At 66.2% G+C, this 20,572-nt stretch carries 18 protein-coding genes and 1 pseudogene; 15 read left to right on the forward strand and 4 right to left on the reverse strand.

The window, feature by feature from the left end:
* Window positions 1-36: 36 nt before the first annotated feature.
* Complete coding sequence (locus ABD088_RS07940) at window positions 37-1,224, forward strand: glycoside hydrolase family 3 N-terminal domain-containing protein (protein WP_343901301.1); 1,188 nt, start codon at window positions 37-39, stop codon at window positions 1,222-1,224.
* A gap of 9 nt (window positions 1,225-1,233) precedes the next feature.
* On the opposite strand, the gene ABD088_RS07945 is transcribed toward ABD088_RS07940, so the two are convergent.
* Window positions 1,234-2,715 (reverse strand): SulP family inorganic anion transporter, encoded by a 1,482-nt coding sequence (locus ABD088_RS07945; RefSeq protein ID WP_343901302.1) that lies wholly within the window; start codon window positions 2,713-2,715, stop codon window positions 1,234-1,236.
* Window positions 2,716-2,823: 108 nt separating this feature from the next.
* Here ABD088_RS07945 and ABD088_RS07950 point away from each other — a divergent pair, with 108 nt between their 5' ends.
* From ABD088_RS07950 to ABD088_RS07990, 9 genes are all read left to right on the forward strand, one after another.
* Complete coding sequence (locus ABD088_RS07950; RefSeq protein ID WP_343901303.1) at window positions 2,824-3,204, forward strand: hypothetical protein; 381 nt, start codon at window positions 2,824-2,826, stop codon at window positions 3,202-3,204.
* Window positions 3,201-3,935 carry a hypothetical protein gene (locus ABD088_RS07955; protein ID WP_343901305.1) on the forward strand — a complete coding sequence of 245 codons (735 nt, stop codon included), beginning with the start codon at window positions 3,201-3,203 and terminating at the stop codon, window positions 3,933-3,935. Before ABD088_RS07950 ends, ABD088_RS07955 begins: the two co-directional genes overlap by 4 nt.
* Before the next feature lie 229 nt (window positions 3,936-4,164).
* The gene (locus ABD088_RS07960) at window positions 4,165-5,790 is read left to right on the forward strand and encodes a ribonuclease J (RefSeq protein ID WP_343901306.1); all 1,626 of its coding nucleotides are present in this window, start codon (window positions 4,165-4,167) and stop codon (window positions 5,788-5,790) included.
* Window positions 5,791-6,010: 220 nt separating this feature from the next.
* Window positions 6,011-7,396, forward strand: coding sequence for an FAD-binding oxidoreductase (locus ABD088_RS07965; protein ID WP_343901307.1), 1,386 nt, complete (start codon window positions 6,011-6,013; stop codon window positions 7,394-7,396).
* Complete coding sequence (locus tag ABD088_RS07970; RefSeq protein WP_343901309.1) at window positions 7,396-8,136, forward strand: FadR/GntR family transcriptional regulator; 741 nt, start codon at window positions 7,396-7,398, stop codon at window positions 8,134-8,136. Before ABD088_RS07965 ends, ABD088_RS07970 begins: the two co-directional genes overlap by 1 nt.
* Window positions 8,137-8,202: 66 nt before the next feature.
* Window positions 8,203-8,643 carry a LexA family protein gene (locus ABD088_RS07975; protein ID WP_425546004.1) on the forward strand — a complete coding sequence of 147 codons (441 nt, stop codon included), beginning with the start codon at window positions 8,203-8,205 and terminating at the stop codon, window positions 8,641-8,643.
* Window positions 8,636-9,946, forward strand: coding sequence for a Y-family DNA polymerase (locus tag ABD088_RS07980; RefSeq protein WP_343901310.1), 1,311 nt, complete (start codon window positions 8,636-8,638; stop codon window positions 9,944-9,946). Before ABD088_RS07975 ends, ABD088_RS07980 begins: the two co-directional genes overlap by 8 nt.
* A 64-nt stretch (window positions 9,947-10,010) precedes the next feature.
* The gene (locus ABD088_RS07985) at window positions 10,011-10,523 is read left to right on the forward strand and encodes a DUF2127 domain-containing protein (RefSeq protein ID WP_343901312.1); all 513 of its coding nucleotides are present in this window, start codon (window positions 10,011-10,013) and stop codon (window positions 10,521-10,523) included.
* 41 nt (window positions 10,524-10,564) lie between these two features.
* Complete coding sequence (locus ABD088_RS07990; RefSeq protein WP_343901313.1) at window positions 10,565-11,830, forward strand: MFS transporter; 1,266 nt, start codon at window positions 10,565-10,567, stop codon at window positions 11,828-11,830.
* 17 nt (window positions 11,831-11,847) lie between these two features.
* Here the strand turns inward: ABD088_RS07990 and ABD088_RS07995 are convergent, their stop codons facing one another.
* Complete coding sequence (locus tag ABD088_RS07995; protein WP_343901314.1) at window positions 11,848-12,852, reverse strand: NADP-dependent oxidoreductase; 1,005 nt, start codon at window positions 12,850-12,852, stop codon at window positions 11,848-11,850.
* Between the two features lie 143 nt (window positions 12,853-12,995).
* On the opposite strand from ABD088_RS07995, the gene ABD088_RS08000 reads away from it, so the two are divergent.
* Entirely contained in the window at window positions 12,996-13,625 is a 630-nt protein-coding gene (locus tag ABD088_RS08000; protein WP_343901315.1) for a TetR/AcrR family transcriptional regulator, read from the forward strand.
* Here the strand turns inward: ABD088_RS08000 and ABD088_RS08005 are convergent.
* On the reverse strand, window positions 13,600-15,021 hold the full coding sequence (locus tag ABD088_RS08005; RefSeq protein WP_343901316.1) for an amino acid permease: 1,422 nt from the start codon (window positions 15,019-15,021) through the stop codon (window positions 13,600-13,602). The two genes, ABD088_RS08000 and ABD088_RS08005, sit on opposite strands and share 26 nt — an antisense overlap.
* A gap of 382 nt (window positions 15,022-15,403) precedes the next feature.
* Between ABD088_RS08005 and ABD088_RS08010 the strand changes: the two genes are divergently transcribed.
* Together ABD088_RS08010 and ABD088_RS17235 are read left to right on the forward strand one after the other, a co-directional pair.
* The gene (locus tag ABD088_RS08010) at window positions 15,404-16,609 is read left to right on the forward strand and encodes a thermonuclease family protein (protein ID WP_343901317.1); all 1,206 of its coding nucleotides are present in this window, start codon (window positions 15,404-15,406) and stop codon (window positions 16,607-16,609) included.
* Between the two features lie 305 nt (window positions 16,610-16,914).
* Window positions 16,915-17,155: pseudogene (locus ABD088_RS17235) on the forward strand (cation:dicarboxylate symporter family transporter); the annotation flags it as partial.
* A 253-nt stretch (window positions 17,156-17,408) separates the two neighbouring features.
* Here ABD088_RS17235 and ABD088_RS08020 read toward each other — a convergent pair.
* The gene (locus ABD088_RS08020; protein WP_343901318.1) at window positions 17,409-18,050 is read right to left on the reverse strand and encodes a LysE family translocator; all 642 of its coding nucleotides are present in this window, start codon (window positions 18,048-18,050) and stop codon (window positions 17,409-17,411) included.
* A 110-nt stretch (window positions 18,051-18,160) separates the two neighbouring features.
* Between ABD088_RS08020 and ABD088_RS08025 the strand changes: the two genes are divergently transcribed.
* Together ABD088_RS08025 and ABD088_RS08030 are read left to right on the forward strand one after the other, a co-directional pair.
* Complete coding sequence (locus ABD088_RS08025; RefSeq protein ID WP_343901320.1) at window positions 18,161-18,610, forward strand: Lrp/AsnC family transcriptional regulator; 450 nt, start codon at window positions 18,161-18,163, stop codon at window positions 18,608-18,610.
* A gap of 570 nt (window positions 18,611-19,180) precedes the next feature.
* A complete protein-coding gene (locus tag ABD088_RS08030) occupies window positions 19,181-20,569 on the forward strand; it encodes an MFS transporter (RefSeq protein WP_343901321.1) in 1,389 nt (462 codons plus the stop codon).
* Window positions 20,570-20,572 lie beyond the last annotated feature (3 nt).

Consider the following 20,572-nt stretch of genomic DNA (forward strand, 5'->3'; position numbering starts at 1 on the left):
GAATAAGCCCCAGTTCCTCCCGGAAAAGAGGCCGCCATGCGGCATGCACAGCACCAGGTTGTATCCCGTCGGATGATCCGCGCAGCGGCCTCCGGAACGTTGGCCCTGGCCCTGGTGGCCGGCTTCTCCCCGGTGGGTCCTGCAGGTCCAGCCCACCCCCTCCTTCCGGCAGCCACAGCGGCAGCTCGGTCGACTCCCGCCCGGCAACTCTCCCGGCTGAGCCTTGACCAGCGGGTCGGCAAGGTCCTCATGATGGGGGTCCCGGCCACGGGTGCCAGCTCCACCACGCTGAAGACCCTGACGCGCTACCACGTGGGCAACGTCTTCCTCAGCGGGCGTGGCTACGGGGGAACCGCTGCCACGCACTCGGTGGTCGCGAAGATCAACGCCACCGTCTCACCGGCGGCCACCGGCAGCCTGCCGCGGTTCATCGCCACGGACCAGGAGGGCGGATACGTCCAGGTGCTCAACGGCCCCGGGTTCACCGACATGCCCACCGCCCTGCACCAGGGGACCTGGTCGACGTCTTATCTGCAGTCGCAGGCGACGAAGTGGGCACGCCAGCTGCGCTCTGCTGGAGTGAACGTGAACCTCGCGCCGGTGGGCGACACCGTCCCCAGCGCCGCGTTCGCCCCGCACAATGCACCCATCGGCTACTTCCACCGCGAGTTCGGGTACACCTCACAACATGTCGCGGCCGACGTCGACGCCTTCACCCGCGGCATGAAAGCCGGAGGGGTGGCCCCGGTGGTCAAGCACTTCCCGGGCCTGGGGCGGGTCACCCGGAACACCGACACGTCCATGAACGTCAAGGACACCACGACCACCCGTTACACGGCCTACCGGCGGCCCTTCGCCCGGGCGGCGAACAACGGGACGCGCTGGATCATGGTCTCCAACGCGTACTACACGAAGATCGACAGCCGCCACATCGGCACGTTCTCCCCGGTCATCATGAAGACGATGCTCCGTCACGACCTGGCCTTCAAGGGCATCGTCATCTCCGATGACCTGTGCAATGCCAAACAGCTCTCCCCTTGGAGCTACGCGACGCGGGCGAAGACCTTCTTCAAGGCCGGCGGAACGATGTTGTTGTGCGTCAATCCCGCCGCCATCCCCACGATGCATACGGCGCTGGTCGCCGAGGCGAAGGCCAGCCCGGCGTTCCGCAAGGTGATCGACGCGGCGGCCCTGGAAGTACTGGATACGCAGGCCGGCAACTAGCCGCCGGGCTCAGTCCTTGAGGAAACCCGAGAGCCGCCGGTCCAGCGCCGAACTGCGTTCGTCCAGCCCGGTCACCCTGACCTCGGCGCCGTGCTTGGCGTACTTGGCCCGCACCGAATCCAGGGCGGCGATGGTCGAGGCGTCCCACAGCTGGGCCGCCGAGAGGTCGATGACCACCTGGGCGGGGTCCTCGGCATAGTCGAACTGCTCCACCAGGTCGTTGCTGCTGCCGAAGAACAGCGGCCCCGCCACGGTGTAGCCGACGGAGGCACCGTCGTCGTGCAGATGCCGGGTCACCACGAGCACGCGGGCGACCCTGCGGGCGAAGAGCACCATGGCCAGCAGCACGCCGATGCCGACGCCGACGGCGAGGTTGCCCGTGGCCACGACGGCGATGATCGTCACGGCGAGGACCAGGGTCTCCGGCACCGGCATGCGGCGCAGCGTGGCGGGGCTGACGGAATGCCAGTTCACGGTCTGCACGGCGACGACCATCATCACCGCGGCCAGGGCGACCATGGGGATGCGGGCCATCACATCGCTCAACGAGGTGATCAGTAGCAGCAGGAACAACCCGGCGACTAGCGTGGAGATGCGGGTGCGGGCCCGCCCGAGCTTCACGTTGACCACGGTCTGCCCGATCATGGCGCAGCCGCCGATGCCACCCCACCCGGCTGCCAGCATGTTGGCCACGCCCAGTCCCCAGGATTCGCGGCCCTTGTTCGAGTGGGTTTCGGTCAGGTCGTCGGTGACCTTGGCGGTCAGCAGGGTCTCGAGCAGTCCGACGAATGCCACCGACAAGGCGGTGGGCCAGATCAGCTGCAGCGTCTGGAGGTTGAGCGGAACGCCCAGGGCCGTCAGCCCGGGCAGCGGGCCGCCGATGGTGCCCTCGTCGGCGACGTTGGGGATAGTCCAGTTCAGCACGATGACGGCGGCGGTGGCCAGGGCGATGGCCACCAGCGGGGCGGGGATGACGGTGGTGAAGCGGGGGAGCAGGAGAACGATGAGCAGCACCGCGGCGAAGACCGCGTAGCCCAGGGGCGGCAGGTCCAGCACGTGGGGGACCTGTGCCAGGAAGATCATGATGCCCAGCCCGTTGACGAAGCCGAGCATGACCGAGCGCGGGACGAAGCGCATCAGACGGGCCAGCCCGAGCACCCCGAACGCCACCTGGACCAGGCCGGCGAGGACGATGGTGGGCATCAGGTATTCGACCCCGTGCGTCTTCACCAGCGGGCCGACCACCAGCGCCACCGATCCGGCCGCCGCAGTGACCATCGCCGGACGGCCACCCAAAAACGACATGGAGACGGCCAGCACCACGGAGGCCAGCAGGGAGACCTGCGGGTCGACCCCGGCGATGACCGAGAAGGAGATGACCTCGGGGATGAGCGCGAGCGTGGTGACGATCCCTGCGAGGACCTCCGTGCTCAGGGCACGCGGGGACCGCAGGACGCTGCGGACGGAGGCGGGGGCGGGAACGGCTGGCACAAGGGACCACTTTACGCGGTGGGTACTGCAGGCTTTTCTGAGGCAAAACCCGTGCAAAACCCAGGAATGGGGGATACGGTGGTGATATCAGTCGAAAGGCGGTTAGTCATGACCATCGCTCCCGGCAGTCCCCGGCACCAGGCGCGAACCCTGGACATGGACATCGACGAGGTCGTGCGCGAGTTGATCGAGGTCCTGACAGCGAATCTCGTCGCTTCACTCGCCGGCATCAAGGATCCCGGCCAAGCCCGCAAATGGGCGCGCGGAGAACTGGTACCGCGGCCACCTGCTGAGCAACGACTTCGCTTCGCGATGGAGACCTTTGACCTCCTTGCCGGGGCCAACACTTCACAACGTGCCCAGCGGTGGTTCCTCTCGATCAACCCGCAGCTTGATTTCCGATCGCCCATCCAGGCAATTCGTGAGAATTCCTTTCAGTCAGTGGGAGTCGCCGCGCGGGCCGTGGCCGAGGATCCGTCGGACGCATGAACTCCCGTACCTGCTCCGATACCGGCCTGCGGCTGGTGGATGGGCCGGGCAGGATGTATCGGGTCGCGGGAAATGCTCCTGACCGTGGCCCGCTGAACCCCGTCCCGCGCCGACAAGGGCAGGTCGCGGAACGGCTGGGCTGGAACCGGTACGACACCGTCGGACTGACGATCTACGGTGCGGCGCATCGGGACACCGCCCTGACCGAGTCAGTTGCCTACAGGGCTCCGGACGCGAACGGGTATGCCGCCCTGCGGACGGAGGCTGCATACCTGGGTATCGGTCTTGATGAGTTGCTCCGGGACCTCCGGCAGGCTGGTGTCCCTGTGGATGGGCTCGGCTCCGAGTGGAGTGGATCGCACTTCATGTATGAACTCGACGCCAGCCAAGGGGAATGGGTGGACATCCGCCACCCCCTGACGATTGCGGCGTTGAAGGGCGCCGGTCTCCTGCAACGCCCCCACCTTTGGTGGGCGGATTTGATGGGAGAAGATCGGATGCTCACGACATTCGCCGCCGAATGGCTCCGGCAGTCCGAACTGGACACCGGGTCGCGACCGGCCGGCATCCGTTACGCCTCGAAATTCGGGATGGCCACCGATGACGACCATTGTTGGGCGATGTTCCTGGACCCATCCGATCTGCCACGACAGCTCGACCAGTGGCCCATCCTCGCGCACGCCGAAGATGTCAGTACCGCAGTGTTGCGCACTGGGGTCCACATCGCCTGAGGAGGCCCGCCAACCCCGACGGGCGCACGCTGGTCAAGCGGTGGTAAAGTCAAGGTAGATATGCTTCCGCCGCCCACGGGTCGCGACTGCCCCCAGATTTTCCCGGTTTGCTCCGGTGTCGACCGAAAAGACACTGCCAGCCGGACTCCGAAAAACAACACCGCACAGAGAACGGATCCTCTTGAGAAAAAAGCAGCACCAGACCCCGCCCGCCCTCGCGAAGGGAGCCATGCGGATCACCCCGCTGGGTGGCCTGGGCGAGATCGGCCGCAACATGACGGTCTTCGAATACGGCGGCAAGCTGCTGATCGTTGACTGCGGCGTCCTGTTCCCCGAGGAGCAGCACCCCGGCGTCGACGTGATCCTTCCCGACTTCTCGGCGATCCGCGACCGCCTCGATGACGTCGTCGGCGTCGTGCTCACGCACGGCCACGAGGACCACATCGGTGGCATCCCGTACCTGCTGCGCGAACGCGCGGACATCCCCCTGATCTCGGCACGCCTGACCCTGGCCTTCGTGAAGACCAAGCTGCAGGAACACCGCATCAAGCCCAAGGTCGTCCAGGTCAAGGAGGGCGAGCGCAAGAAGTTCGGTCCCTTCGACCTCGAGTTCCTCGCGGTGAACCACTCCATCCCCGACGGCCTGGCCGTGGCGATCCGCACCCCCGCGGGCCTGGTGCTGGAGACCGGTGACTTCAAGATGGACCAGTTCCCGCTGGACCACCGCATCACCGACCTCGCAGGCTTCGCCCGTTTGGGCGAGGAGGGCGTTGACCTGTTCATGCCCGACTCCACCAACGCCGAGGTCCCCGGCTTCATGGCCGCCGAGGCCGAACTGCTCCCGGCGATCGACAACGTCATGCGCACCTCCCCGCGCCGTGTGATCGTCTCCTCCTTCGCCTCGCACGTGCACCGCATCCAGCAGGTCATCGACTCGGCCCACAAGTACAACCGCAAGGTGGCCTTCGTCGGCCGCTCGATGGTCCGCAACATGGGCACCGCCAAGGAGCTCGGCTACCTGAAGATCCCCCGCGGCGTGCTGGTGGACTTCAAGGAGGTGGAGAAGATGGCACCGGACAAGGTCGTCGTCATCTGCACCGGTTCCCAGGGTGAGCCCATGGCCGCCCTGGCCCGCATGGCCAACCAGGACCACGTCATCGACCTGGTCGAGGGCGACACCGTCCTGCTGGCCTCCTCGCTGGTCCCGGGCAACGAGACCTCGATCTACCGGCTGATCAACGACCTGACCAAGCTCGGCGCCAACGTGGTGCACAAGGGCAACGCCAAGGTCCACGTCTCCGGCCACGCGTCGGCCGGCGAGCTGGTCTACTGCTACAACCTGGTCCGCCCGAAGAACGTCATGCCCGTCCACGGCGAGCACCGTCACCTGAAGGCCAACGCCGAACTGGCCATCCGCACCGGCGTGGACCCGAAGAACGCCCTGGTCCTCGAGGACGGCGTGACCGTCGACCTCAAGGACGGCGTCGCCCGCGTCTCCGGCAACATCGCCGCCGACTACGTCTACGTCGAGAACATGGTCGCCGGCGCAGCCACGGAGGAATCCCTGCAGGACCGCATCCGCCTGGCCGAGGACGGCGCACTGACCGTGCTGGCCATCGTCGACCCGGAGACCGGTGCACTGGAAGAGGACCCCGAGTTCTTCCCGGTCGGCTTCTCCTTCTCCGACAAGGACCTCGGCAAGGCCGTGGGCATCGTGGAGAAGACGCTGACCGGCCTCAAGGGCGTCAAGACCGGCCCCGACGCCGAGCGCGCGATCTCCCAGGCCCTGGTGCGCTGGTCCGACCGCGCCATGCGCCGCAAGCCGGTCGTCACGGTCATCACCGTCGACGCCTAGCCACACCGCAGCACCGGAAACCGGTCCCGATCACACCGATCGGGGCCGGTTTTTTTCATGCACGACGGCGGTTCCTCCCGGATGCCCCCGGACCATTGACAGCGGTCAGACCGCTTCGTAGGGTGGGCCCACTGCTTGAATCCGATCACTGGGGATCCGGAGGCGGCGGCCGGCCCCGACGCCGGCAACGGCCCCGCGGTCCGGACTACAGGGGACCACCGTGAACACCTCGCCGACCGCTTCCGCTGCCACGACGCCGGCCACCGCGGCGCTGCTGGACTCGCTGGCCTGCGCTTCGACGGATCCGGAGGACCGGGCCCACGCCAGCACCGACCGATCCGGCTACGTCTCGCCCTCGATCCCCGACGGCGTCGTCTTCGCCGAGAGCATCGACGACGTCGTCCAGACCATGAAGCGGGCCACGGAACTCGGGGTCCCCGTCGTGCCGCGCGGTGCCGGGAGCGGCCTGGCCGGGGGAGCGGCGGCCCACGCCGGACAAGTGGTGCTGGACGTCTCCGGGATGAACCGCATCCTGCACATCGACCCGGTGGAGCAGATCGCCGTCGTCGAACCGGGGGTGCTGAACGCGGAGGTCAACCAGGCCGTGGCAGCCCACGGGCTCTTCTACGCCCCCGATCCGGCCAGTACCGCGATCTGCTCCATCGGCGGGAACGTTGCCACCAACGCCGGAGGGATGTGGTGCGCCAAGTACGGGGTGACCCGCGAATCCATCCTCGCGCTGCGCGTCGTGCTGCCGGACGGACGCCTGCTGGACACCGGCCGCGGAACCATCAAGGGCGTCACCGGCTACGACCTGAACGCCCTGATGATCGGCTCCGAGGGAACGTTGGGAATCGTGGTGGAAGCGAAATTGCGGTTGCGACCCAAGCCCGTCCACACCGCGACGCTGGTCGCCTACTTCCCGGACGTCTCGGCTGCCGCGCAGGCTGCTTCCGCCATCATCGCCGCCCGGGTGCAGCCCTCGGTGCTCGAACTCATGGACGGCCAGACGCTTGCGGCGGTCGATGCGGCCCAGGGAACCGACCACGCGGCCCGCGGCTCGGCCTTCCTGCTCGCTCAAACTGACGGCTACGGTGCGCATCTGGAGCAGGAGGTCCTCATCGAGGCCATCCGGCCGTTCGCCTCGTCGATCGAGCAGGCCGGTGATGCCGAGCAGGCCGAGGCTTTGATGGCGGCCCGCCGGGCGGCCATCCCGGCGGTCGAACGGCTGGGCAGGGTCCAGATCTGCGACGTCGGCGTGCCCCGGAACCGCCTGGCCGAAGCCTTCGCGGGGCTGGAGGAGATCGCCCGGAAGACCGGGGTGCGGATCTTCACCGTGGCCCATGCCGCCGACGGGAACCTGCACCCCATCATCGCCGTCGGCCCCGATGAATCGATCACGGAGGGCCCGGCCAAGGTCGCGTTGGGGGACATGTTCCATCTGGCCCGGCGCCTCGGCGGCACCCTGACCGGCGAACACGGGGTCGGCCTGCTCAAGCGCGACTGGCTCACCGAGGAACTGGGGGAGACCTCGCTGGAGCTCCAGCACGCCATCCGTGACGTGTTCAACCCCCACGGGATCCTCAACCCGGGCAAGGCCATCTGATGACCACGCGCCCTGCGGCGGGAAGCGGGGGCGGCTCCGCACCGCGCAGGTCCTATGACGCGCTGCTCACGGACGTCGAGGCGACCTTGGCCTCTGGCGAGCTCGCCGTCGGGGACCAGCTGCCCGGCGAGCGCGTGTTGGCCGGGAAGTATGGGATCTCCCGGGCTTCGGTCCGCGAGGCGATCCGCATCCTCGACGCCATGGGCATCCTCCAGGTCCCGAGGAACTCGGGTCCGCGCTCCGGTCCCCTGGTCATCGCGACCCCCTCGAAGGGCTTGGGGTCGGCCCTGCGCCTACATGTGGCCGCCAAGAAGCTGCCGGTGGCCGACATCGTGGAGACCAGGATCCTGCTGGAGGGCTGGGCGGCCCGCACCAGCCCGGAACGCCTGGGCCCGGAGGCCCTGCAGGAAGCGCACGGTCTGCTGGAGGCCATGGATGCCCCGGACATCGAGCCCGGGGCCTTCCATGAACTCGACGCCCGGTTCCATGTGGCGCTGAGCAGGCTGGGTGGCAACGTGGTGATCGAGACGATGATGGAGGCGCTGGGCGGGGCGATCAGCGGATATATCGGCGACGCCCTGGCAACGCTTGGCGACGCCCCCACGGTGCTCGATGAACTCCGCGGCCAGCACCATTCCATCTTCGCTGCGGTCAGCTCCGGTGAGCGGGACACCGCAGCCCGGCTGATGGGAGAGCATATCTCCTGGCTCCACGATCGCGCCCGCAGCGAGCGGGAATAGGAGCAGGCCCGGGGCGTCGCGATGCTAGAGTTGGTGTCGAAAGTATGTTCTACTCCAGGGGGTATCGTGTTCGGCCAGGATCCGGTCCACGTGCCCCCGCCCGGGACGGGCCCCGACGGCGACGCCTCCGGCGGATCGACGGTGGAGCGGCAGGCCAGCGGATTCCCGTCACCGGCCCGGGACTATTTCCACGGCGGGATCGACCTGAACCGCCATCTCATCCGCGACCGCACCTCGACGTTCATCATGCGCGTGGCGGGGAATTCCATGTCCGCGTCCGGAATCTGTGACGGCGACGAGGTCATCGTCGACCGCTCGGTGGAAGCCCGTGATGGACGGGTGGTCATCGCGGTGCTCGACGGCGAACTGGTCATCCGCCGTCTGGCCGTGGACGCGTCGGGGGTCACCCTGCACACCGACGATCCGCGCTCCGCGCCGACGCGTGTCGCCCAGTTGGAGGACCTGACGGTCTGGGGCGTCGTGACGCGCTGCCTGCACCATGTCTGAGAGCCGGACCGCGCACCAGCGCCTGGCGCTGGTGGACGTGAACAACTTCTATGTCTCCTGCGAGCGCGCCTTCGACCCGAGCCTGGAAGGGCGCCCCGTCGTCGTGCTCTCGAACAACGACGGCTGCGTGGTCGCCCGCTCGGAGGAAGCCAAACGGGCCGGGATCAAGACCGGTACCCCGTGGTTCCAGGTGCAGGGGAGCGCGGCGGCGATGGGGCTGGTGGCGCGTTCGAGCAACTACGAGCTCTACGGTGACATGTCGGCGCGGGTGATGGAGGTGATCGGCCGGTTTGGGGCCTGGCAGGAGGTCTACTCCATCGACGAGTCGTTCATCGGTCTTCCCGGTGACGAGGAGGCGCTGCGCGTGTCCGCCGAACGGATCCGCGCGGCCGTCTGGCGTCATGTGGGGGTCCCGGTCTGCGTGGGGGTGGCGCCGACGAAGACGCTGGCGAAGTTCGCCAACCACGTGGCCAAGCGCAATCCGTCCCTGCGCGGTGTCTGCTCGTTGGGCAGCGTCCCCGAGGAGGAGATCCACCGCATCCAGTCGCGGGTCCCGGTGACCGGTTTGTGGGGTGTGGGCGGGCGAACGGGGACCCGGCTGAACGCGCTGGGCATCGACACGATCGCCGACCTGCGGGCCGCCGATCCGCTGATGATCCGCAAGAAGTTCTCCGTGGTGCTCCAGCGCACCGTGCTCGAACTCAACGGCACGCCCTGCATCCCCGAGGTGGAGGAGCGTGCGGACAAGGCGCAGATCATGTTCTCGCGCAGCTTCTCCACACCGGTGACGACCGGCACCGACATGGACCAGGTCATGGCGCTGTACGCGCAGCGCGGGGCCGCCCGGATGGCCGCCGAGGGGCTGCGTGCCTCGATGCTCACCGTCACCGCGGGGGTCAGCAGGTTCGCCGCGGCAGCCCCGGATGCCGGCCCGGCCGCCACCAACCCCGCAGTGTCGGTGCGGTTGCCGGCTCCGACCCAGGACCCGATCGTGCTGACCCGGGCGGCCGTGGCGGCCATGCGCGAACGCATGGTGCCCGGGACCCGGTATGTGCGCGCCGGGGTGATGTTCTCCGGGCTGGAACCGGCGACGGGCCAGGCCACCTTCGACGCGTTTGCCGGTGAGGGGGAGGAGCGGGACATGGGTTCGCTGCTGGGCACGGTGCGCGCCCGGTTCGGGGAGGCGGCCATCGGGTTGGGCCATGCCGGGTTGGCCGAACCCGCGGGATGGACGATGAAGCGCGAATTCGCCTCCCCGCGCTACACCACGGAATGGTCCGACCTGCCGGTGGTCTCCGCCTGACGGCGGGGGCCATCACTCCCGGTGAATGCCGCGTGGGGTCGGCCGCGACGTGGTGAAATAGGGCATGGCCCCCACACAACGCGTCAACCGTCTGCTGGAGTCGACGTTTCGGATCAGTCTGGTGCTCAAGGGCCTGGACGGGGTGCTGGAGTTGATCGGTGGCATCCTGCTGCTCGTGGCCTCGCCCGCGAAATTGGGCTCGCTGGTCCGGGTGTTGACCCAGCACGAACTCTCGGAGGACCCGAACGACCTGGTATCCACGGCGCTGGTGCACTGGACCGAGGGCCTGACCGTCTCCACGACACTCTTCGGTGCCGTCTATCTGCTGTTGCACGGGTTGGTGAAGGTGGTACTGGTCTGGGCGGTGCTGCGCGACCGGCTCTGGGCCTACCCCTGGATGATCGGGTTCCTGCTGGTGTTCATCGCCTACCAGTGCTATCAGCTGGTGGTGGGGCCGACGTGGGGGATGGCGCTGCTGACGGTATTCGACATCTTCATCGTCTGGCTGACCTGGTACGAGTATGGGCGACACCGTCGGCGCAGCACCGGTGCGGTCCCGGGCGGCCATCGGTTGTAATCTGGTGACGTTTTGCCAGCAGTTCCCGAACCGGAGGTCCCATGTCAGCAGCGCCCGCCGGAAGACGTAGCCGGGCCTGGCTCTGGACGTTGGTCGCCGCAGCCTTCTTCTCTCAGACGGCACTGAACCTGGTCCGCCCGGTGACCACGTACCAGCTGATCGACCTCGGCTCCGATGCCACGGTCATCGGGCTGGTGACCGCCGCCTACGCAATCCTGCCCGTCGCCACCGCCATGTGGTTGGGGCGGCTGACCGACCGGATCCCCGGGCTGCGGGCCATGGTCGCCGTCGGGGCGCTCATCCTGGGGCTCGGCGCCGTGGGGCTGGCGCTCGCCGGAAGCATCATCTGGGTCGCCGCCGCCAGCGCCGTGCTGGGAATGGGCCACCTGGTCTTCACCATTGCCGGTCAATCGGCGATTGCCCGGTTCTCCTCCAACGACGAGCTGGACACCGGGTTCGGCTGGTTCACCGCAGCTTATGCCGGCGGACAAATCGCCGGCCCACTGCTGGCAGGATTCCTCCTGGGTGGGTCGGCGGGGGCCGGTGCCGGCTCCCGTGCCGACGGCATCACGTTCTCGATGTGGCTGGGAGCCGGTCTGGCGCTGATGGTGCTGCCCGTGATGTTGCCGGGCATCATTGCCAGCCGGGCCGGAACACGGGGGAGTGCTGCGGGGCAGCGCCGCCGTCGTTCCGTTGCCCTGCCCGCCGGTGCATCCGGGCAGGAGGCCGACGCCGGAAAGCCGACAATGCCCGCCATCCTGCGTCGACCCGGGATCCCCTCGAACATGCTCGCTTCGCTGGCGCTGTTGGCGATGCTGGACATCCTCACCGCGTTCCTGCCGCTGGTCGGCGAGGCCCACGGTGTTTCCCCGGCATGGATCGGGATCCTGTTGGCGGCCCGTGGCGCCGGAACGATCCTCTCGCGAGGTTTCCTGCCGTACCTCAGCCGGCGCATCCCGCGGCGGAGCCTGCTGATGGGCAGCCTCTACGGGGCGGGGATCTGCCTGGCCGTGCCCCCGCTGGTCATCGACACGTCCTGGGCGACTTTGGTGCTGCTGTTCGCCGGCGGGGTCTTCCTGGGATTGGGGCAGCCGCTGACCATGTCACTGATTTCCGAGGCGGTCCCGCATCACTGGCGCGGATCGGCGCTGGCCGTGCGGCTGCTGGGCAACCGGGTGGGACAGGTGGTCATGCCGCTGGCCGCCGGCGTGATCGCCGCGCCGCTGGGCCCGGCAGGGGCCATCTGGTTCAGCTGTGCCGTGCTGGTGGGCAGCGGTGTGCAGAAGAGTCTCGGCTGCACCCGCTGACCCACCCGGCAGGGGCCCTAGAGCTTGACGATCATCTTGCCCGTGTTCGCCCCGCGCAGCAGGTCCAGGAACGCGTCCACTGCGTGGTCCAGCCCATCGACGACGGTCTCGTCGAACACGACATCGCCGTTGGCGACCCAGGCTCCGGTCTGCTCGGCGAAGGCGCCGAAGTGCTGCCAGTAGTTGCCCACCGTGAAGCCTTCCAAACGCAGCCCGCGGGTGACCAGATTGGTCATGTTCCGCGGACCCGAGGCCTGCTCGGTGGAGTTGTACTGGGAAATCGCCCCGCACAGTGCCGCCCGGCCGGCGTCGTTCATGGCGCCGATGGCCGCCTCGAGGTGCTCGCCGCCGACGTTGTCGAAGTAGACGTCGATGCCGTCCGGTGCGGCGGTGGCCAGCTGGCCGGCGATGTCTCCATCCTTGTAGTTGAACGCGGCGTCGAACCCGTACTTGGAAGTCAGCAGCTCGATCTTCTCGGCGCTGCCGGCCGAACCGATGACACGGGCGGCGCCCTTGAGCCGGGCGATCTGCCCGACCATGGTTCCCACGGCCCCCGCTGCGCCGGAGACGAAGACGGTGTCGCCTTCCTTCATCGAGGCGATTTCCAGCAGGCCGACCCAGGCGGTCAGCCCCGTCATGCCCAGGGTACCCAGGTAGACGGAGAGGGGGAGGCCGGGAAGCTCGGTGATGGCGCGGAAGTCGGCGGCCGGGCCCTGGGCGATGTCACGCCAGCCCTGGGTGTGCAGGACGGCGGTGCCCACGGGCAGGGAGTCGTCGCGGCTTTCGACGACGCGGCCCACTGCCCCGCCGTTCATGACCTCGCCGATCTGGAAGGGCGGGACGTAGGACTTCACGTCGTTCATGCGTCCACGCATGTAGGGGTCCACTGACATGAACTCGTTGGCGACGCGCACCTCGCCCTCGGCCAGGGCCGGGAGTTCGACGACGGCGGTGCGGAAGTTCTGGTGGTCGGGCCACCCGGTGGGGCGGCTGGCGAGCTGGATGTGCGTGCTGGAGGTCATGGTGTTCTCCCTCGTCCGGGGTGGTGTCGCGGTCTGCGATGACACTACAATATTAGAACGACCAGTACACAATGAACTTTTGAGGCGAATTTCACCTCCGGCGCAACCGGGGTGGATGAGGCAGGGAACAGGCGGCACGGCAGATGGCACGGACCAGGGCATTCGATACGGACGAAGTCGTCCAGGCGGCGCGGGACGTCTTCTGGACCCTGGGGTACGACGCTGCCGCGATGCCGGATCTGGAGCGGGCCACCGGGTTGGGCCGTTCGAGCCTCTACAACGCCTTTGGCTCCAAGCGGGGGCTCTTTGACGCCGCAGTACTCAGTTACCTGGACGAGGTCGTCCGGCCCCGGCTGGCGGTCCTGGCGGCGGCGCCCGACGGGGCCACCGGGCTGCGCTGCTATTTCGAGTCGATCGCCGACGCCGTCCTGACCGGGGAGGGAGACCAGCAGCGAGGCTGTCTGCTGCTGACCGCGTCCACGGGCCGCAGTGGGCAGGACGCCGAGGTGCGCGCCGCCGTCGAGGCCTACCGGGTGGAAATCACCGCCGCCTTTGCCGCCGCCCTGCGCCGCGATCTGCTCCGGGAACACGGCAGCGGCGCCGCCCCTGAGGACGACGCCGCTGCTGGTCAGGACGAGCTGGTTGCCGAACGGTCACGCATGTTGTTTGCGGTGCTCACGGCCGGCATGACCTTGGCACGCATCAACTGCGGCGAGGCCGCGGCGACACTGCGCTCGGCCCTGCGCTTTACCGGCCCGTTGGCGTCTCGCTGACCTCGGCATCCTCGGGAGATGAATCGTCACGCGACAGTTCCCCGGATGCGCCGCCCCGCCGGTAGCGGAACACGCCAATTCCCACGACCACGACGGCCAGGCCGAGGGAGAGGAACAGGGATTCGCGGGTGTCTTCGAGGATCAGCATGCCGATCAGGAGTGCAACGATCGCGCCGATGGACAGCCAGGTCAGGTAGGGGAACAGCCACATGCGAATGGGAAGGTCGCGTGCCTCGGCACCCATGCGTCGACGCAGGATCAGCTGCGAGCTGGCGATGACCAGCCAGACGAACAAGGCGATGGCACCGGAGGTGTTGACCAGGAAGAGGAACACCGTGTCGGGCCACAGGAAGTTCAGTCCCACGGTGATGAATCCGACGACAGTGGAGGCCAGGACTGCGGTGATCGGAACCCCACGACGTGAGGTCTTCTGCCAGGTCTTCGGTGCGTCGCCGCGGGTTGCCAGCGAGAAAAGCATGCGGCTGGCCGTGTACAGACCCGAGTTCAGGCAGGAAAGGACCGAAGTGAGCACGACGATGTCCATGATCGTGCCGGCAGCCGGGACGCCGAAGCTTTCGATGACCGCCACGTAGGGGCTTTTCGCCACGGAGGCCGAATCCCACGGCAGCAGGGTCACGACGATGGCCACGGACCCGATGTAGAAGATCAGGATGCGCCAGACGACGGAGTTGACGGCCTTCTTGACCGCATCCACCGGGTTTTCCGATTCGCCGGCGGCGATGGTCGCGATCTCGGCACCGAAGAACGAGAAGACGACGACGAGGATGCCGGCCAGGACAGCTACCCCACCGTTGGGGAAGAAGCCGCCGTGTCCGGTCAGGTTGGACATGCCCGGGGGCTCCACCCCGGGGATGAGGCCGCAGATGGCCGCGATGCCGGCGATGAGGAACAAGACGATCGCGGTGATCTTGATGGAGGCGAACCAGAACTCGAACTCCCCGTAGGACTTCACGCTCCACACATTGGTCAGCGTCAACAGGATCATCAGGGCCAAAGCCCAGACCCACTGTTCGATGCCCGGCACCCAGCGATGCATGATGGCGGCACCCGCCGTGGCCTCGATGCCCAAGACGATGATCCAGAACCAGGCGTAGAGCCACCCGATGCTGAAGCCGGCCCATCGGCCCAGTGCCTTGTCCGCATAGGAGGAGAAAGAGCCGGTCTCCGGGTTGGCTGCTGCCATCTCACCCAGCATGCGCATGACCAGGATGACGACGATGCCAGCCGCAGCGTAGGCCACCAGGATGCCGGGGCCAGACTGCTGGATGGCCGCGCCGGAGCCGACGAAGAGTCCGGCTCCGATCACTCCGGCGATGGCGATCATGGACAGGTGACGCGGTTTCAGCGTTTTCTGCAGCTGTGGTGGTGTTCCCACGAAGGGCCTTCCCGTAGCGGTCGATGTCGGCACCTGCGTGACGTGGATGACTTTTTGCCTTCTTCAAGCGGTGCGCCGTATAACCTATTCCGGGGTGAGCCGCACCGCCAATGTGTAGTCGCACAAAAATTCACGCTAAAATCGGTGCAGCCAAACATCCAGGCGGCGTTTCGTTCCAACGCCCACGAGCCCTGGAGGCGGATCCACTCCCGGAATTCCGTTGTCCGCGACGCCCACGGCGTTTCGGCGGACGAGGTATACGGGACTACGTGGAATCCCGTCGAACATGAAGTCAGCGGCTTGTCGGAACCCTGGGACGGGGCTACGTTGGGTAGCCATATGTTCCGCGGGCCCACCCTTGAAATCCACTGGAGGCTAGCGCATGGTCGACCCATCGCCCTTGAACAACCGGACGCTGAAGAAAGCCGCCGCAATGCTGCTGGGGGCTGTCGTCGTCACGACCTCCCTGACTGGCTGCCGGATGAATTTCAAGGACAACTACGTCCCCGAAGTGGCCGGCACGGTGGTGCGCGTTGTCGACGGTGACACGTTCATTGCGGAGATCGACGGCAAGGAAAAGTCGGTCGACCTGCTTAACACGTTGGCACCAGTGGATGGAGACAATCCGGAGTGCCTCGCCCCGGAAGCCACCAAGGCTTTGGCCTCCGTGCTGACCGAGGGTGCCAAGGTGCGGCTCGAGTACGACGATCAGATGCCTCCCAAGCGCAAGAACAACAAGGCTGCTGTCTTTTCCGCAGGCATCTTCGCCAATGAGGAGATTGCCAAGGAAGGATTTGCCGTGGCGGAAAAAGACAGCCCGAACAACCCTTACTATGACCGCGTCCTGACCGCCCAGAACAAGGCGAAGGAGGACGCCAAGGGACTCTTCGATGGTTCGCGGGACTGCACCGTGGCGGCAACTGTGGAGCCTGCCATCAAGCGCATGAAGGATGTGTCCAAGGCTCCGCCGACGACCGTCGAGTCCGCAGCCAGCATGGTGGATGACCTGACGTCGATTGTCGACGACGGAAACGCCGCCAAGAAGACGCTGACAGATTTGCAGGTGAAGGAAGGGTCCGCGCAGGCAGTCGTCTACGCCTCCGAGCGGGCCACCTGGGAAAAGCAGATCAACCGCACGATTGGCGAGGCGCAGAAGCGCATGAAGGTCGTGAAGGGCGAACAGAAAAAACTGGTTGCCGAAAAGAAAGCCGAAGAGAAGCGCCAGGAAGAACTCGCGAAAGCCGCAGCAGAACGACAGGCAGCCGAGCAGGCAGCCGCGCAGGCCCGTGCCGAAGCAGAGGCGAAGGCCAAGGCTGCCCGGGACAAGGCGAATGCTGCCAAGGACAAGGCGGACGCTGCCAAGGATAAAGCCGCCGAATCCAAGAAGGCGGAAGAGTCCAAGAAGGCCGAGGCATCGAAAAAGGCTGAGGAGTCCAAGAAGGCGGAAGAGTCCAAGAAGGCCGAGGCATCGAAAAAGGCTGAGGAGTCCAAGAAGGCCGAAGAGTCCAAGAAGGCCGAGGCATCGAAGAAAGCAGACGAGTCCAAGAAGGCGAAGGATTCCGACAAGGGCAAACCCAAGAAGCCGTGACGGCGGTGTCGGCGCGCTGACGCCGGACTCGCGCTGCAGTCTGTGTCCTCGTTCGTCTGGCTCCTCCGGTGGGCCTGGAGTGCCTGTGTGGAGCTCGCCGTGGGGATACGCCACCCTGCAAGGTGATCGGAAAGCTTTCCTGTGTTCCCCCGATCTGCCAACAGGTTCGCGGCAGATCCGCGGGCAAGGCCGCCCTGCATTTCTCCTTCGGGCTCATCGGAGCACGGTTCGTCTACCGGGTTTCCCTCAACGAAGCCATCTTGCTCGGCAAGGGCACAGCGCTCACTGATGCGATAGCCGGCGTATTTATGGCCGGCGTGCCCGGGTCCTCCTTCCTTGCCCTTTCGGCCACTGCAGCGGCACGGGGCATCCTTCCTGTCACGGGGGTGGCCCTGCTGCTCGGCGCGGATCGGCTCATGGATTCCATGCGCGTTGCCGTGAATTTGCTGGGGAACCGTGTGGCGACCTTCGTCGTCGTAACGTGGGAAAAGCAATTCGACCGTGAGGCGATGAAACGGGCCTTTGCAGGAGAAATAACCAACGCGGCCTCCTCGATTTTGCTGGGCCAGGAGAAGGAATACGCCGAGGAAGAGCAGGAGCGCGGAGCGCAGGGGTACGGTCCTGCCCCGTTGTATGCGGGCGGCCCGCTGCGTACCGAGCAAGAGTCCATTGCCATGAAGTGTTGGGCTTCTGTTCCAGTAAAGGATTTTGCTGCGCACACCCGTGGTGCAGGAGCGGCAGGCGACGGGAGCCTGGCGTCGGAGAAGGATCGAGATGGGGTGGAGCTCGCCGGGAGGGGCTAGCCGGCGTTGAAGGAAGCGATCTGCTCGGCCAGCAGCATGGCGCCCAGCAAGAGCATGATGATCCCGCTGCACAGGGTCACGATGCGGGCGGCCGAAGGCCTGCTGGCGAGCAGGCGTCGAGCTCCGAAGGCGACTCCTGTGTAGACCACCGCGGAGACGAGGAGGTGCGAGATCCCCAGGATCCCGGTCTGAACGGGAGCGGGGAAGCCGGAGTTCAGGTCGATGAACTGGGGGATCAGCGCCAGATACAGCAGCAATGCCTTGGGGTTGGTCCCGCTGGTTCCCAAGCCACGCAGGAAACTTCCAGCGTTATCTGGTTGTGGATGATCGGCGTCGTCCGACGTCGTGTAGCCTGCAGACCGCCAGGACCGGGTTGTCGAGATCCCCAGCCACAGGAGGTAGGCCGCGCCTGCAATGGTCAGCCCGGCCAGCAGCTGTGGCATGGCGATGACCAGCGCTGCCAAGCCAGCGACGATGAGGATTGTGTGGATCAGGTAGCCGCCCAGGAGCCCGCCGACGGCCGGGGCTATCTTGCGTCCGCCCAGGCCTGAGGAGATGGCATAGGCCCAATCGGCCCCGGGAGTCAGTGCCAGCGAGACGGAGACAACCGCGAAGCCGAGAATAAGTTGTGGGTCCATGGTTGCCTCCTGGGCGGTGTTGTTGTTGCCAGGAAAAGCTTAGGAAAATTCGACCCAAAAGTGCTTACCCTTTTAACCGCCAAATAGGTTGTCGACGATATGATTATTGCGTGGTTGATGAATTAGACAGAAAAATCTTGCACTTGCTCCAAAAAGATGGACGGATGACTGTCACCGCCCTGGCGGCCGCGGTGGGATTGACGGTTGCGCCCTGCCATCGGCGGCTCAAAGACCTGGAGGCTGATGGGGTCATCACGGGATATCGTGCGCTGGTCGATCCGCCACGGATCGGGCTGGGATTCCAGGCGCTCGTGTTCGTGACCTTGAAGGATCGCCAGAACATGAGGGCGTTCGAGGACGAAGTGACCGAGATACCCGAGATCACGGAAGCCTCGCGGCTCTTTGGCGAACCGGACTTCTTGTTGAAGGTTCTGTCGACGGATCTGCCCAGCTACCAGAAGTTCTACGACGAAGTACTCATCGGGTTGGCGGGAGTCGAGAAACTGACATCGACCATTGTCATGAAAAGCCTCAAGGGAGCGGGGGAACTTCCCCTGTAGGCGAGGCGAGGATCGGTCGGGCATGCGTGGTCGATCATTGCGCTACGTGGCACCTGAATGCTGCTTGGCTATGTGAGGCAGCGCGGAGGCGGTGTCGCAGAACTGCTGGGTGGCGGGCAAGCCGCGCGGAAGCGGTGTCGACGCGGCATCCCCTGTACATGGTTCCGCTTCGGGGCCTCGGCGCATAGGGGGACATCCCCGACCCGACTGCTCCATGCCGCGGTTGCCATTCCAGCGCGACGCTGGCCAAAATTGCCGCGTTGCTGCCGAGGTTTTCCACAGGCGGTGCCGTAGGGATGCGCGCGGACACCGCGCTGTCTGGCATCGCGCTACCGGCGCTGCGGACGAGGTGAGGACCGCGGAACCCCTGGCCCTGCTCCGACGGCTGGCACTCAAGATTGAATGGGCCATCCCAGGGTGCATGGATGCAGACACGGTGAACGGGAATGTGCGTTGATTGGGCGCCTTTTCGCTGTAATACTGCGTGAAGCAATCCGGCTGTGTCGCGCGTCACATCGCGAGGCGAGCGGGTCACCACTCACACATCGTGTCAATTTGAGGAGCATCAACATGGCGGCACAATCGCCGACTAGTCAACCGGGGCTTGGTGCCGGCTTGAAGAAGGTGGTGGTCGCCTCGATGGCGGGCACCGTCGTTGAATGGTACGAATTCTTCCTTTACGCGGCCGCGTCTACCCTGGTCTTCGGTCACTTGTTCTTCCCCAACTCGAACAGCGATCTTGACGGCATCATGAAGGCCTTTCTGACCTACGCGGTCGGCTTCATCGCCCGCCCGATCGGCGGCATCGTCTTCGGTCACTTCGGGGACAAATTCGGCCGCAAGAAGCTGCTGCAGTTCTCCATCATCCTGGTCGGGGTTTCGACCTTCCTCATGGGCTGTCTGCCTGGCTTCGACGCCATTGGCTATGGGGCACCGGTGCTCCTGGTGCTCCTGCGCTTCATCCAGGGCTTTGCTGTAGGCGGGGAATGGGGAGGAGCAGTCCTGCTCGTCGCCGAACACAGCCCCGATGACCGGCGCGGCTTCTGGTCCAGCTGGCCCCAGGCCGCAGTGCCCATGGGCAACCTGCTGGCCACCGGCGTCCTGCTCTTCCTCTCATTTGCCTTGAGCGAAGAAGCCTTCCTCGGCTGGGGCTGGCGTGTGGGCTTCTGGCTCTCCGCTGTCATCGTGCTGATCGGCTACTACATCCGCACCAAGATCTCCGACGCCCCGATCTTCCTGGAGGAACAGAAGAAGATCGAGCAGAACAAGGACGTCGGCTACGGCATCGTCGAGGTATTCAAGCGCTACCCCCGTGGCGTCTTCACGGCCATGGGACTGCGCTTCGCGGAGAACATCCTCTACTACCTGGTGGTCACGTTTTCCATCACGTACCTGAAGATCATTGTCGGGATCGAGACATCGCACATCCTGTCCATGCTGCTGCTGGCTCACGTCATCCACTTCTTCGTGGTGCCCCAAGTGGGCCGCCTGTCGGATGCGATTGGCCGCAAGCCCACCTATCTGCTCGGCGCCATCACCGGGGCTTCGTGGGGCTTCTTCGCATTCCCGATGATGGACACCGGCAATGACTGGATCATCCTGGCCTCCGTGACCATCGGGCTGTGCTTCCACGCGCTAATGTATGCCGGTCAGCCGGCGATCATGGCGGAGATGTTCCCCACGCGGATGAGGTATTCCGGAGTCTCCCTGGGGTACCAGGTCACCTCGATCGTCGCCGGCTCGCTGGCACCGATCATCGCTACCTCGCTGGTGGAGAAGTACTCCTCGTCCGTTCCGGTGGCGATCTACCTGCTCATCGCCTGCGCGATCACCGCCGTCTCGGTGCTGGTCCTGAAGGAAACGCGGGGCATTTCGCTCCAGGACGTCGACCAGGCCGATGCCGACGGGACCGCTGCCCTGCAGGCCAGCGCTGCCAAGAAGGAAGCGGGGACGCTGTAGCGC

This window comes from Arthrobacter rhombi (assembly GCF_039526245.1).
Classification (GTDB): Bacteria; Actinomycetota; Actinomycetes; order Actinomycetales; family Micrococcaceae; genus Arthrobacter_H; species Arthrobacter_H rhombi.